This is a genomic window from Phenylobacterium sp. (assembly GCF_004297125.1).
Lineage (GTDB): Bacteria > Pseudomonadota > Alphaproteobacteria > Caulobacterales > Caulobacteraceae > Phenylobacterium.
The window spans coordinates 13,965-27,791 of record NZ_SCVD01000014.1 but is presented as its reverse complement, the minus strand read 5'-3'; the positions used below and the strand labels follow the sequence as shown (position 1 = coordinate 27,791).

Here is a 13,827-nt window from a genome sequence, read left to right as displayed (position 1 = left end):
TAGGAGTTTTCGAATGAGCACCGTGAAGGTCACCGACGACAGCTTCCAAGCCGACGTCCTGGGGTCCGAAACCCCCGTCCTGGTCGACTTCTGGGCGGAATGGTGCGGCCCGTGCAAGCAGATCGCCCCGGCGCTGGAGCAGCTCTCGGAAGAGCTGGCCGGCAAGGTGACGATCGCCAAGCTCGACATCGAGCAGAGCCCGACCACCCCCTCGCGCTACGGCGTGCGCGGCATCCCCACCATGATGCTGTTCAAGGGCGGCCAGATGGCCTCGATGAAGGTCGGCGCCATGCCCAAGCAGAAGATCCTGGAGTGGCTGGCCGAGGCGGGCGTCGCGGCCTGAGTTTTCCCTCCCCTCCATGCGCCCCCCTGAGATGGGCGGCGGTGGAGGTGATCGGCGGGTGAGATGGTTCTTGCTCGGTCGCTGAGCCGCGGGGGCCCTTACCCCTCTGGCTTTCAGCGCGGAGGCTCGCCGATCAGCGTCCGGATATCCGCCCACACGTAGGCGACCTCGTGCAGCATGGCGCCGCCGGGCCCGGGTTCCAGCCGCGCCGGCTCGGCCGCGCCGCCGAGGTGCTCGTAGAAGCCGCGGGCCGCGACGTTGTCGCGCAGCACCGAGACCACCAGCGAGACGGCGCCGTGGGCCGCCAGGGCCCGGGCGGTCTCGACCAGCAGGCGCGCGCCCACGCCCCGGTTCTGGGCGCTCTTCAGCAGGTAGAGCGTGGCGATCTCGGCTTCCCCGGCGACCTGGCGCCGCGACGGTCCGCCCTGGGCATAGCCCACGATCCCCCCGCGGTCGGCCGCGGCCAGGGTGACGTCGTCCGGGCCGGGATGCAGGAGGGCGCGGGCGAAACGTCGGGTGTGCGCCTCGGCCGACATTCGGGCCAGATAGGCGTCGGGCAGGAGGCCGCGATACGTCTCGCGCCAGGAGGCGACATGCACGCGGCCCAGCGCCTCCGCGTCCGCGGGGCCGGCGGGGAAGAGCACAAACTGCGTGTCGACGCTGCCGTGGGCCATCTATCCACAGCTTGGCGTTCGCGCGACCCGGTTCAAGGGGGTGCGGGACTCGAACGCATCCTCTAGCGTCCCGCAGCCAATGAACGCCCAGGTCTCCGCCGCAACCCCCGATCCCGCCGCCGGCGCCACGCCGGTGATGGCGCAGTATTTCGAGGCCAAGGCCCGCCAGCCCGACGCCCTGGTGTTCTTCCGGATGGGCGACTTCTACGAGCTGTTCTTCGAGGACGCGCAGAAGGCCGCCGCGATCCTCGGCATCACCCTGACCGCCCGAGGCCAGCACGGCGGCGCCCCGATCCCGATGGCCGGCGTGCCGGCCCACGCCATGGAGGCCTATCTCGCCAAGCTGGTGCGGGCCGGGTTCAAGGTGGCGCTCTGCGACCAGCTGGAGGACGCCGCCGAGGCCAAGCGGCGCGGCGGCCACAAGGCCGTCGTGCGCCGCGACGTGGTGCGGGTCGTCACGCCGGGCACCCTGACCGAGGACGGCCTGCTGGACGCGCGCGGCGCGAACCGGCTGGCGGCCGTGTCCGTGCGCGCCGGCGCCGCGGCGGTGGCCTGCGTGGAGCTCTCCACCGGCGAGGTCGAGTGCCTGTCGATCACCGTCTCCGGCCTGGCCTCGACCCTGGCGGCGCTGGGGCCGTCCGAGATCCTGGTCCCCGACCGGCTGTTCGCCGACGAGGCGGTGTCGCAGGCGCTGAAACAGGCCGGCGGCTTCGTCCAGCCGATGCCCAGCGCGCTGGCCGAACCCGGCGCGTCCGAGACCCGGCTGAAGCGCCTGTACGGTGTCGACACCCTGGACGGCTTCGGCCAGCTCTCCGGCGCGGAAATCTCGGCCCTGGGCCTGATCGCCGCGCACCTGGAGACGACCCAGGCCGGCCGGATGCCCGCGCTCTCCGCCCCCCGCCGGGCGGGCGAGGCCGACGTCATGGTCATCGACCCGGCGACGCGGAACAGCCTGGAGATCGAGAAATCCACCTCCGGGGCCCGCGACGGCTCGCTGCTCTCCGCCATCGACCGCACGGTGACCGCGCCCGGCGCGCGGATGCTGGCCTCGCGGCTGGCGCGGCCCCTGCTGGACCCGGCCGCCATCGACGCCCGCCTGGACGCGGTGGCCTGGTTCTGCGAGCGCCGCCCGCAGCGCCAGAAGCTGCGCGAGGCGCTGAAGGGCCTGCCCGACATGGCCCGCGCGCTCAGCCGCCTGGCCCTGGGCCGGGGCGGTCCGCGCGATCTCGGCGCCTTGCGAGACGGCCTGAACACCGGCCAGGCGGTCTGCCAGCTTTTCACCGACACCAGGGACCCGCTCCTGACCCTGCCGGCGGAAACGGCCCAGGCGCTGTCGGCCCTGCACCTGGCGAATTCGCCCGACCTGGCGGCCTTCCGCGACCTGCTGATCCAGGGGCTGGGCCCCGACTTGCCGGCGCTCACCCGCGACGGCGGCTTCGTGGCCGATGGCGTGCGGCCCGAGCTGGATCAGGCCCGCGCCCTGCGCGACGACAGCCGGCGCGTGATCCTGGCGCTGGAGGCGCGGTTGGCCGGCGAGAGCGGCGTGTCGCTCAAGGTCCGCCACAACGCCGTGCTGGGCTACTTCGTCGAGACCACCGCCAAGGCGGCCGAGCCGCTGATGACGGCGCCGCTGAACGCGACCTTCATCCACCGCCAGACCCTCGCCAACCAGGTCCGGTTCACGACGGTCGAGCTGGCCGAACTGGACGCGCGGATCGCCCAGGCGGCCGAGCGGACCCTGGCCATCGAGCTGGAGACCTTCGAAGCCTGGCGCGGCGCGGCCATCGGCGTGGCCCAGGCGATCCAGGCCGCCGCCATGGCCGCCGCGACCCTGGATGTGGCGTCCGCCCTGGCCGAATGGGCCGACGACGTGGGCGCCACCCGTCCGGTGGTGGACCGCTCCACCGCCTTCGAGGCCGAGGCCGCCCGCCACCCCGTGGTCGAGGCCGCCGTGCGCCGGGCCGGCGACGCCTTCACCCCCAACGATTGCCGGCTGGACGGGGCCGGCGTGGGCGGCGCGCGCCTGTCGCTGGTCACCGGGCCGAACATGGCGGGCAAGTCGACCTTCCTGCGCCAGAACGCGCTCCTGGCCGTGCTGGCCCAGGCCGGCTGCTTCGTCCCCGCCAGGCGCCTGCGCCTCGGCGTCGTGGACCGGCTGTTCAGCCGCGTGGGCGCCGGCGACGACCTGGCCCGCGGCCGCTCGACCTTCATGATGGAGATGGTGGAGACCGCCGCCATCCTCAGCCAGGCGACCCCGCGCAGCCTGGTGATCCTGGACGAGATCGGCCGCGGCACCGCCACCTACGACGGCCTGGCCATCGCCTGGGCCTGCGCCGAGGCCCTGCACGAGACCAACCGCTGCCGCGCGCTGTTCGCGACGCACTATCACGAGCTGGCGGTGCTGGAGGGGCGGCTGGCCCACGTCTCCAACCTCAGCCTCAAGGCCAAGGAGTGGAACGGCGACCTGATCTTCCTGCATGAGGCGGGCCCGGGTCCCGCCGACCGCAGCTACGGCGTCCAGGTCGCCAAGCTGGCGGGCGTGCCCGGCCCGGTGGTCAGCCGCGCCCGCCAGGTGCTGGAGCGGCTGGAACGCGAGGCCGCCGGCCCCGCCAACCTCGACGACCTGCCCCTGTTCGCCGCCGTCGCCGAGCCCGAGACCAGGTTCGGCCCCAGCAAGGTCGAGGAGGCTCTGCAGGTCCTCGACGTCGACGGCATGAGCCCGCGCGAGGCGATGGACGCGCTCTACCGGCTCAAGGGGTTGCTGGGGTGAGCTCTCCCTGCCCATGAAGGGGGCGGGTATTGCTCACCGCCTCACCCGCCTCCGCTTCACCACCGTCACCGTGAACGCCGACCCGGCCTTGGCCTTCAGCCGCTTGCGCGCTGCGTCCGCGATCCCCGACTTGCCGGAGCTGACGGCCAGCGGCTGACTGGAAGCCGGCTTGGCCTTCGCGGGCGCCAGGCCATGGCGTTTGCGGGCCCGTTCGTCCTGGCCGGCCTGTTCGGCGCGGCTCTGGGCCGTCCGGGCGGTGAGGTCCTTGATCAGGGCCTTGCCCTTGCGGGTCCGGCCGGTGAGCCTTGGGGCGACATAGCTGTTGGCGTTCCAGCCCACCGGGGTGGAGCCGCCGCGATACGATCCTCTGCCCATGGGTTACGCCAACTCTCGCACGCGGGGCGTGGGGATAGCGGCCCGTTCGCGCAGGGAAAAGCGGGAACCTCCTGCGCCCGTTAACGAAGCGTCCTATATGCCCCAGGGCTCACCCGTTCGGGTGAGCCCGTTCCTTAGACTGAAAGTGGAGCGCATCCTTGTCGCCAAGCCGGTTCCCACTTTGGCGGGATGCGCTCTAGCCCGCCATGGTCACGCGCCTCAAACCTACTCGCCTGGAATACGTCGTCGACGGCGTGCGGCTGCGCGCGCAGCTCTCGGCTGCTGCGCTGGAGAACCTGGGCGACCAGGCGGCCCAGCGGAAGGGGGCGCTGGATGTCCTGAAGGCGGCCCTGTTCCGCGGCCGGATGATCGCCAAGGAGCGGCTGGAGAACGGCGCGGGCGGCATCGAGACCGCGCGCCTGCTGTCGGGCGTCACCGACGAGGTCATCACCGCGCTCTGGGACTTCACCACCGTCCACGTGTTCCGGGCCCGCAACCCCACCGAGGGGGAGCGCCTGGCCCTGATGGCGGTGGGCGGATACGGGCGCGGCACGCTGGCGCCCTATTCCGACATCGATCTCCTGTTCGTGCGGCCCTACAAACAGACGGCCCACACTGAGAGCGTGATCGAGTTCATGCTCTACGCCCTCTGGGACCTGGGCTTCAAAGTCGGCCACGCGTCCCGGACCATCGAGGAGTGCATCAAGCTCTCCCGCGAGGACTTCACCATCCGCACCTCCATCCTGGAGGCGCGGCGCCTGACCGGCGACGAGCAGCTGGCCGACGAGCTGGTGCGGCGCTTCCAGACCGACGTGGTCAAGGGCACCGGGGCGGAGTTCGTGGCCGCCAAGCTCAAGGAGCGCGACGAGCGCCACGCCCGCGCCGGGGCCAGCCGCTACATGGTCGAACCCAACATCAAGGAGGGGAAGGGCGGGCTTCGCGACCTGAACACCCTCTTCTGGATCGCCCAGTACCTGCATCCCGGCCAGTCGATCGAGAAGGTGTTGCAGCTCGAGATGTTCGCGCGCCGCGAAGTCCGCGCCTTCATCCAGGCCACCGACTTCCTGTGGGCGGTGCGCGCCCACCTGCACTTCACCACCGGACGGCCGGAAGAACGGCTGACCTTCGACCTGCAGCCCGAGATCGCGCGGCGGATGGGCTACGGCGACCGGGGCGACGCGCCGGCGGTCGAGCGGTTCATGCGCCGTTATTTCCTGATCGCCAAGGACGTCGGCGCGCTGACCCGAGTCTTCGCCGCCAAGCTGGAAGCCGACCAGGTGAAGCTGGCGCCCAAGGGCATCAGCCGCTTCATCCCGGGCCGCAGCGTGAAGCGCAAGCCGCTGGCCGAGCCCGGCTTCCATGAGATCGGCGGGCGGCTGGACGTCGACCCCGACATCTTCGAGCACGACCCAATCAACCTGCTGCGGCTGTTCCGCATCGCCGACCAGCGGAACCTGGACCTGCACCCCGACGCCTTCACGGCGGCCTCACGGTCGATCTCGCTGATCACCTCGGCGGTGCGGCGCGACCGGCATGCGGCCAAGGTCTTCCTGGACATCCTCGCCCGCGGTCGCGACCCGCGCACGACGCTGACGCTCATGACCGAGGCGGGCGTGCTGGGGCGCTACCTGCCCGAGTACGGGCGGATCGTCGCCCAGATGCAGTTCAACATGTACCACTCGTACACGGTAGATGAGCACACTCTGCGGGCCGTCGGCGTCATCGCCGACATCGCCGCCGGACGCCTGCAGGACGACCACCCGCTGGCCACCCAGGTCATGCCGCTGATCGCCGACCGCGAGGCGCTGTTCCTGGCCATGCTGCTGCACGACACAGGCAAGGGTGGAGCCGGCGGCCAGGAGGTGGCGGGCGCCCGGGCCGCGCGGCAGGCCTGCGAGCGCCTGGGCCTGGAACGCTCGAAGATCGAGCTGGTCGCGTGGCTGGTCGAGCATCATCTCGTGATGAGCGACTACGCCCAGAAGCGCGACGTCTCCGACCCCCGCACCGTCTCCGACTTCGCCCGCATCGTGCAGACGCCGGAACGGCTGCGCCTGCTGCTGGTGCTGACCGTCGCCGACATCCGCGCCGTGGGCCCCGGCGTGTGGAACGGCTGGAAGGGCCAACTCATGCGCGAGCTCTATTCCGCCACCGAGGCGGTGTTCCGCGGCGGCCGGGGCTCGGACGCCGCCGCCGCGCTCCGCCGCTACCAGGAGAACGCCGCCTACGACGCGCGCGTCCGCCTCGCCAAGGCCCAGCCCGGCGCCGAGACCTGGGGCGACGCCATGGAAGACGCCTATTTCACCGCCTTCGTCGACGACGAGGTCTGCACCCACGCCCGGTTGGCCAAGCTGGCGGCGGACGGCGCGGGCGGTGCGGCGGAATGCCGGATCCGCAACGATCTCAACGCCTCCGAGGTGGTGGTCGCGGCCAACGACCGGCCGCGCCTGTTCGTGGACCTGGCCGAGGCGATCACCGCGGCCGGGGCCAATATCGTCGGGGCGCGGGTCTTCACCTCCAACAAGGGTCAGGCGCTGGACGTCTTCTACGTCCAGGACGTGACGGGCCAGCCGTTCGGCGCGACGGACGAGCGGGTGCTGACCCGCCTGGCCGCCAGCCTGGCCGGAGCCGCGCGTGGCGAGCCGCATGGCCGCGAGCCGCGCCGCCAAGACCTGGGCCGCGCCGCCGCCTTCGCGATCACCACCTCGGTCATGCTGGACAACGACGCCTCGGAGAGCTCGACGGTGGTGGAGGCCTCGGGTCGCGACCGCCCCGGCCTGCTGGCGGCCTTGGCCCGCACCCTGTCGGACGCCGGGCTGGAGATCACCTCGGCGCACATCGACGGCTACGGCGAACGCGCCGTCGACGCCTTCTATGTGGTGGACAAGGACGGCGGCAAGATCACCGACGCGCGGAAGGGCAACACCCTGAAGGCGGCCCTGCTTTCGGCGCTCAACGACAGCGAGGCCGAGGCCGGCCAGGGCCGTCGCGGCAACCTTTCAAGGGCGCGGGCCAGCGTCGCACGCTGACGATTGCGCTTGCGTTTGCGCCGGATGAGGCGTCCAAGAGCCGCCGTTTCGCGCCTGAAGCGCGACCAAGGACGTCTTCATGCCATTCCCGCCCACCCATCCGGCGCTCGCCAAGGCGCTCGGCGCCCAAGGCTATCTCGAACCGACCCCCGTCCAGGAGGCCGTGCTGGCCGCAGAGCCCGACCGCGACCTGCTGGTCTCGGCGCAAACCGGCTCGGGCAAGACGGTGGCGTTCGGTCTGGCGGCCGCCGGGCCGTTGTTGGGCGAGGCCGAGCGGTTCGAGCGCGCCCAGGCGCCGCTGTTCCTCGCCATCGCCCCCACCCGTGAACTGGCCATGCAGGTCAGCCGCGAACTGACCTGGCTCTACGCTCCGGCCGGCGCGAGGATCGTCACCTGTGTCGGCGGCATGGACGCGCGACAGGAACAGCGGGCCCTGTCGGCCGGCGCGCACATCGTGGTCGGCACCCCCGGCCGCCTGCGCGACCACATCGAGCGCGGCAACCTCGACCTCACGGCCCTCAAGGTCGTGGTGCTCGACGAGGCTGACGAGATGCTCGACATGGGCTTCCGCGAGGATCTCGAGGAGATCCTCGATTCGACGCCCAAGGAACGCCGGACGTTCCTGTTCTCGGCCACCATCGCCAAGGACATCGCGGCCCTGGCCAAGCGCTATCAGAAGGACGCGGTGCGGATCGACACGATCCGGCGCGACGAGGCGCACGGCGACATCGAGTACCGCGCGGTCCGCGTGGCCCCGAACGAGATCGAGAACGCGGTGGTCAACCTGCTGCGCTACTTCGAGAGCCCCGGCTCGCTGATCTTCTGCGCCACCCGCGAACGGGTCCGCCACCTGTACGGCAGCCTGCGCGAGCGCGGTTTTTCCGTGGTGCAGCTCTCCGGCGAGCTGTCCCAGAAGGAGCGGTCCGACGCGTTGCAGTCGCTGCGCGACGGCCACGCCCGGGCCTGTATCGCCACCGACGTCGCCGCCCGCGGCCTCGACCTGCCCGAGCTGGGCCTGGTGATCCACGCGGACCTGCCGACCAACACGGCCGGCCTGCTCCACCGCAGCGGCCGGACGGGCCGCGCGGGGCGCAAGGGCACCTCCGTCGTCATCGTGCCCTACACCAAGCGCCGGCCCGCCGAGCGCCTGTTCGCCACCGCCAACCTCGACGTGGAATGGTCCGGCCCTCCCCTGGCCGAGGAGATCCGCGCCAAGGACCAGGCGCGGATGCTGGAGGACCCGCTGCTGAACGAGGCGCCCTCGCCCGAGGAGCTGGAGCTGGCCGAGCGCCTGCTGGCCGACCGCACGCCCCAGGCCGTGGCCGCCGCCCTGATCCGCCTGCACCGTTCGCGCCTGCCCGCGCCGGAAGAGATGTTCGGCGATGTGCCGGACCACCGCGGTCCGTCCGACCGCGGCCAGGATCGAGGCCAGGACCGCGCCCCGCGCGCGCCGCGCCTGGACCGTGGCCCCCGCCCGGACCTGCCCGGCGCCGGGAGCGACGCCGCCTGGTTCCGCCTGCCGGTGGGCCGCTCGAAGAACGCCGACCCGAAGTGGCTGGTGCCGCTGATCTGCCGCCTGGGTCACGTGACCAAGAAGGACATCGGCGTCATCCGGATCTTCGATCACGAGACCAAGTTCGAGATCACCCGCGAGGCCGAGCCGCGTTTCCTGGAGTCGATCAAGTCCGCATCCGACGCCGGCGAGATCCGCATCAATCCGGCCAGCTCGCCCGGCGCCGCGCCGCCGTCCCGCGCCGACCGCGGTCTGGGGCCCCGGCCTCCCGGCGGACCGGGAGGTCCGCGTCCGAGCGGGCCTCGCCCGGACGCCCCGCGTGGGCCGCGGCCGCCCTACAAGCCGGGCGGTCCCCGGAGCGACGGTCCGCCGCGCAAGGGTCCGCCCAAGGGCAAGCGCAAGCCCAACTAAACCTTCGCCTTCTCCAGCATCTCTCGCATGGCGTCAGGCTCGCGCGGGCCGGCGAGGTTGGTCTTGAACTGCTCGGTGCTGTTTTCCCTCGGGAACGGCGCGTCGGGCGTGGGCACGCCCAGGAACTCGCACAGCGGCGCCCAGCCGTCCGAGACCTGGAACACCAGCAGGCGGTCCTTGGGCACGCCGGCGACCACGGCCTCGGTATGACGGCGGAAGAAGTCGGTCATGAAGGCGCGGTCGTGCATGTCGCCGCCGTACCAGGCGTTGAGCTGGTCGAAGAACGGCCGGATCGGGGTTCCCTCGGGCGGCGCGGGCCGGTCCGGGTTGAAGATGGTGGCCTGGGTGGAGTCGAACCACCTGTCCGGGTCGCGCACGGTGTGGAGCACTTTGGCGTCCGGATAGTGCGCCATCAGCTCGCGCCAGTAGCAGCAGCCCGGGTGGTCGACCATCGAGCCGTAGCCGTCGAAAATCGCGTCCCAGTCGGGGCGGCCGCGTCCGGCCTCGATCCACAGCGGCACGCTCTCAGGGTGCATGAACACCTCGACCATGTGGTGCGTCGGCCCGAAGCCGAGCGCCTCCAGCGCCAGCTTGGTCGACAAGGTGCCCGTGCGGCCCAGGCCGGACCCGATCACCTTCAACGCCATGACACCCTCCCAACCGCAATTCTTCGAACCCTAACGGACAGCGGCGATCCTGCACCAAGATTCCACACGCCGCGCCCGCGGCGAGCCGCTAGGTTGACGCGCTTCCCGACACAGCCTCCCTAAGGCCCCGTGACCGACACCGCCCGCGACCCCAAGCCTCCCGCCAAGCAGGGCGGGCTGATCCGGTCGTCGGCGATCTTTTCGGGCCTGACCCTGGTCAGCCGGTTCCTGGGGCTGGCGCGGGACCTGGTGATCACCGCCAGGCTGGGCGCCAGCCAGACCATCGCGGCCGACGCCTACTATACGGCCCTGACCTTCCCGAACCTGTTCCGGCGGATGTTCGCCGAGGGCGCCTTCGCCGCGGCGTTCGTGCCGGACTATTCCAAGCGCCTGGTCGCCGAGGGCAAGGAGGCGGCCGACCGCTTCGCCGCCGACGCGCTCGCCACCATGGCCGCCGCCACCGTCGCCATCACCATCGCCTGCCAGCTGGCCATGCCGTGGATCATGACGGTCTACAGCTACGGATTCCTGGAGGACCCGGCGAAGTTCAAGCTGGCGGTGATCCTGACCCAGATCACCATGCCCTACCTGCCCTGCATGGTGATCGCGGCCCTGTTCGCCGGCACGCTGCAGGCGCGGGGCCGCTTCATCATCTACGGCTTCTATCCGACCGTGCTCAACGTGGTGATGCTGGCGGTGGTGCTGCCGCAGCACGATCCGACCGAGGCCGCCTACGCCGCGTCCTGGGGCGTGCTGGTCGCCGGCGTCAGCCAGGCGGCGCTGTGCTGGTGGGGCGCCCACCGCAGCGGCGCGCGGATCCACCCGCGTCACCTGAAGCTGACGCCCGAGATCCGGACGCTGATCCGCCGCATGATCCCCGGCGTGATCGCGTCCAGCGCCACGCAGATCAATCTCTTCATCTCCGCCATGCTGGCCAGCCAGGTCGCGGGGATGCGGGTGTGGCTGAACGTGGCCGAGCGGTTCTACCAGCTGCCGCTCAGCCTGGTGGGCGTGGCCATCGGCGTAGCCCTGCTGCCCCGGCTCTCCACCGCGCTGCAAGTCGAGGACCGGGACGACGCCCAGGCCGCCATGGACCAGGCGGTGGTGTTCGGCCTGGCGCTCAGCCTGCCGGCGGCGGCGGCGCTGATGGGCATGCCCTTCTACCTGACCGACGGCTTCTTCGCCCGGGGCGCCTTCACCAGCCACGACGCGATGGATTCGGCCAGGCTGCTGTTCCACTACGGCTGGGGCGTACCGGCCTTCGTGCTGATCAAGATCCTGCAGCCCGCCTTCTTCGCCCGCGGCGATACCCGGACGCCGATGGTCTATTCCCTGATCTCGGTGGCGGTGAACATCGTACTCGGCGTGGCGCTGTTCTTCACCCTGGGCTTCCAGGGCATCGCCTTCGCCACCGCCGCGGCGTCGTGGATCACGGTGATCCAGATGCTGGTCTACCTGCGCGCCAGGTCGATCTGGACGCCCTCGGCGCGAGCCACGGGCAAGGTGATCCGCGTCACCCTGGCCAGCGCGGGCCTGGGCGTCGCCGTGGCGCTGGCCTCGCACTTCCGCGAGGCGCTGGAGGCGCCGGTGGCGGCCCTGACCGGCGGCGGCGGGGCGAAGGAGGTCACCGTCATCCTGGTCTGCATCGCCGGCGCGGCGCTCTATCCGCTGCTGCTGTTCGCGTTCGGCGGCGTCACCCCGGCCGAGGCCAAGGCGGCCTTCCGCCGCCGCAAGGGCGACGTGGCCGCCCCATCCGCCGACTTGCCCTGAAGCCCGTCCGGCGGTATCGGCTCGGGCATGGCACCGACCGGACACAATAGCTGGCGATGGCGCTGAACGCCTGAACCCCTCACACGGGCCTTGCGCCCGCCTGTCCGTTCCCTAGAGAAGCCACCATCATGACCGACCAAGCTCCAGCCCTCTATGCGGGCCCCGAACGCGTGCTTTCCGGCGTCCAGCCGAGCGGCGACCTGCACCTGGGCAACTACCTGGGCGCCCTGGTGAAGTTCGCGCGCGTGCAGCATGAGATCCCGACCTACATCTTCGTCGCCGACCTGCACGCCATCACCGTCTGGCAGGAGCCGTCGAAGCTGAAGAACCAGGTCCGCGAGATCGCCGCGGCCTACCTGGCCACCGGCCTCGACCCCAAGGTCGCCACCATCTTCGCCCAGTCGGCCGTGCCCGAGCACGCCGAGCTGGCCTGGGTGCTCAACTGCGTCGCCCGCCTCGGCTGGCTGGACCGGATGACCCAGTTCAAGGACAAGGCCGGCAAGCACAAGGAGCGCGAAAGCGTCGGGCTCTACACCTACCCCGTGCTCCAGGCGGCCGACATCCTGGCCTACAAGGCGACCAAGGTGCCCGTGGGGGACGATCAGCGGCAGCACCTGGAGCTCACCCGCGACATCGCCCAGAAGTTCAACAACGACTTCGACGCGCCGGGCTTCTTCCCGCTGCCGGAGCCCCTCACCCAGGGGCCGGGCGCGCGGGTGATGAGCCTCAGGGACGGGACGGCCAAGATGTCGAAGTCCGACCCCTCGGACAATTCGCGCATCAACCTGACCGACGACGCCGACGCCATCGCCCAGAAGGTCCGCAAGGCGCGCACCGACCCCGACCCCCTGCCGGAGACGGTCGAGGGGCTGGAGGGCCGCGCCGAGGCCAAGAACCTGGTGGCCATCTATGCCGCCCTGGCCGGGACGACCGAGGCCGCCGTGCTGACCGAGTACGCGGGGCAGGGTTTCGGGGCGTTCAAGCCGAAGCTCGCGGACCTGGCCGTCTCGGTCATGGGCCCGATCGGCGGCGAGATGCGCCGGCTGCTGTCCGACCCCGCCGAGATCGACCGCGTGCTGGCGGACGGCGCCCTGCGGGCCCGCGAACTGGCCGCGCCGACGATGGCCGAGGTGAAGAAGCTCGTCGGGTACTGGGCGGGCTGACTTGCGGATGATGTTGCGCCGGGCCACGCTCCGCCCATGAGCACCCGGCGCAAGTTCCTTGTGGTGGCCGACGACACGCCGGAGTTCCAGGTGGCGCTGCGCTTCGCCTGCCGCCGCGCCCGCTCAACCGGCGGCTACGTGGCCCTGCTCAAGGTGATCGAGCCGGCGGTGTTCGAGCACTGGTCGGGCGTCCGCGACGAGATCGCCCGCCAGCAGCGCCAGGAGGCCGAGGCCTCGCTGCAGGCCAGCGCCGAATACGTCCAGGCCGAGACCGGCCTGCCGCCGGAGTTCCTGATCAAGGAGGCCGACTCCACTCGCGCCGCCCTCAAACAGGTGCTGAGCGACGACCCGGAGATCAAGATCATGGTCCTGGCCGCGGCGGTCGGCGGGCGTGGTCCCGGGCCTCTCGTCGCCGCCATCGCCAAGGACGGCGTGAAATTCGGCAGCCGCAAGGTGCCGATCACCATCGTCCCGGGGGACCTCACCGAGGACGAAGTCGCCGACCTCGCCTAGGGTCCGGGCTCGGGCTCCAGTCGAAGCAGCGCCAGGGTGGCGCGTCCCTTGCCGCTGGCGCCGGTTTCATCGTCCAGCACCATGACGCTGTAGAGGCGGCCCTCGCGATGGGCCTGCTGGATCTGGGTGCGATCCAGCCCGGCGGCCGGTCGCAGCGCGCCGTCGACCCACACCGCCGAGAAGGTCGCCGAGTTGGCCATGGCGAACGTCGGCGTGATTCCCAGCCAGGCCTCGGTCGCCTCCGTGAGGCCTCCGACCGGGATCGGGGCGGAGACGCCGCAACTGTCGACCCGCACGGTCGTCGTCGTCTCGGCCTGCGCGCCGAGGACCAAGCCGCCCGCGCCGGCCGGCGCCAGACGCTGGCTCCTGGGGTCGAACCCCGGCGGCGCGTCCGGCCCGGCCCTGCGCCATCCCAGGCTTTCGGCGCGGGCGAGCGTGGCTTCGGGGGTCGGGTCGTCGGTGGCGCAGATCGTCCGGAAGGCCTCGACGATAGCGCTACTGGGGGTGGACCCCGCCTGGGCGCCGTGGCCGGTCAATAGCGCGAGGGTCCCGGCGAGAACGCAGCGGATGGGCGCCATGGGATGCTCCAACATGAGTTGGCGTCCCTGTCCGGGATCATGCC

At 71.5% G+C, this 13,827-nt stretch carries 11 protein-coding genes; 7 read left to right on the top strand and 4 right to left on the bottom strand.

The annotated features are described in order from the left end of the window. The first annotated feature begins 13 nt into the window (after positions 1-13). The gene (gene trxA / locus EPO51_RS06950; RefSeq protein WP_293347823.1) at positions 14-343 is read left to right on the top strand and encodes a thioredoxin; all 330 of its coding nucleotides are present in this window, start codon (positions 14-16) and stop codon (positions 341-343) included. 113 nt (positions 344-456) lie between these two features. Here the strand turns inward: trxA and EPO51_RS06945 are convergent, their stop codons facing one another. Further along, on the bottom strand, positions 457-1,017 hold the full coding sequence (locus tag EPO51_RS06945) for a GNAT family N-acetyltransferase (RefSeq protein ID WP_293347820.1): 561 nt from the start codon (positions 1,015-1,017) through the stop codon (positions 457-459). 79 nt (positions 1,018-1,096) lie between these two features. Between EPO51_RS06945 and mutS the strand changes: the two genes are divergently transcribed. Further along, a complete protein-coding gene (gene mutS / locus EPO51_RS06940) occupies positions 1,097-3,787 on the top strand; it encodes a DNA mismatch repair protein MutS (RefSeq protein ID WP_293347817.1) in 2,691 nt (896 codons plus the stop codon). A 33-nt stretch (positions 3,788-3,820) separates the two neighbouring features. Here the strand turns inward: mutS and EPO51_RS06935 are convergent, their stop codons facing one another. After that, positions 3,821-4,162: a hypothetical protein gene (locus tag EPO51_RS06935; protein WP_293347814.1), complete on the bottom strand. Its 342-nt coding sequence runs from the start codon at positions 4,160-4,162 to the stop codon at positions 3,821-3,823. Between the two features lie 206 nt (positions 4,163-4,368). Here EPO51_RS06935 and EPO51_RS06930 point away from each other — a divergent pair, with 206 nt between their 5' ends. Further along, on the top strand, positions 4,369-7,188 hold the full coding sequence (locus EPO51_RS06930; protein ID WP_293347811.1) for a [protein-PII] uridylyltransferase: 2,820 nt from the start codon (positions 4,369-4,371) through the stop codon (positions 7,186-7,188). A 79-nt stretch (positions 7,189-7,267) separates the two neighbouring features. Beyond that, complete coding sequence (locus EPO51_RS06925; protein WP_363200252.1) at positions 7,268-9,112, top strand: DEAD/DEAH box helicase; 1,845 nt, start codon at positions 7,268-7,270, stop codon at positions 9,110-9,112. Here EPO51_RS06925 and EPO51_RS06920 read toward each other — a convergent pair. Then, entirely contained in the window at positions 9,109-9,759 is a 651-nt protein-coding gene (locus EPO51_RS06920) for a sulfotransferase family protein (protein ID WP_293347808.1), read from the bottom strand. The two genes, EPO51_RS06925 and EPO51_RS06920, sit on opposite strands and share 4 nt — an antisense overlap. Positions 9,760-9,888: 129 nt before the next feature. On the opposite strand from EPO51_RS06920, the gene murJ reads away from it, so the two are divergent. From murJ to EPO51_RS06905, 3 genes are all read left to right on the top strand, one after another. Beyond that, positions 9,889-11,529: a murein biosynthesis integral membrane protein MurJ gene (gene murJ, locus EPO51_RS06915; protein ID WP_293347805.1), complete on the top strand. Its 1,641-nt coding sequence runs from the start codon at positions 9,889-9,891 to the stop codon at positions 11,527-11,529. Between the two features lie 128 nt (positions 11,530-11,657). Continuing rightward, positions 11,658-12,692, top strand: coding sequence for a tryptophan--tRNA ligase (trpS, locus tag EPO51_RS06910; protein WP_293347802.1), 1,035 nt, complete (start codon positions 11,658-11,660; stop codon positions 12,690-12,692). A gap of 36 nt (positions 12,693-12,728) precedes the next feature. After that, positions 12,729-13,205: a universal stress protein gene (locus EPO51_RS06905; RefSeq protein WP_293347798.1), complete on the top strand. Its 477-nt coding sequence runs from the start codon at positions 12,729-12,731 to the stop codon at positions 13,203-13,205. Here EPO51_RS06905 and EPO51_RS06900 read toward each other — a convergent pair. Next, positions 13,202-13,783 (bottom strand): hypothetical protein, encoded by a 582-nt coding sequence (locus tag EPO51_RS06900; protein WP_293347795.1) that lies wholly within the window; start codon positions 13,781-13,783, stop codon positions 13,202-13,204. The genes EPO51_RS06905 and EPO51_RS06900 overlap by 4 nt on opposite strands. Between the last annotated feature and the right edge of the window lie 44 nt (positions 13,784-13,827).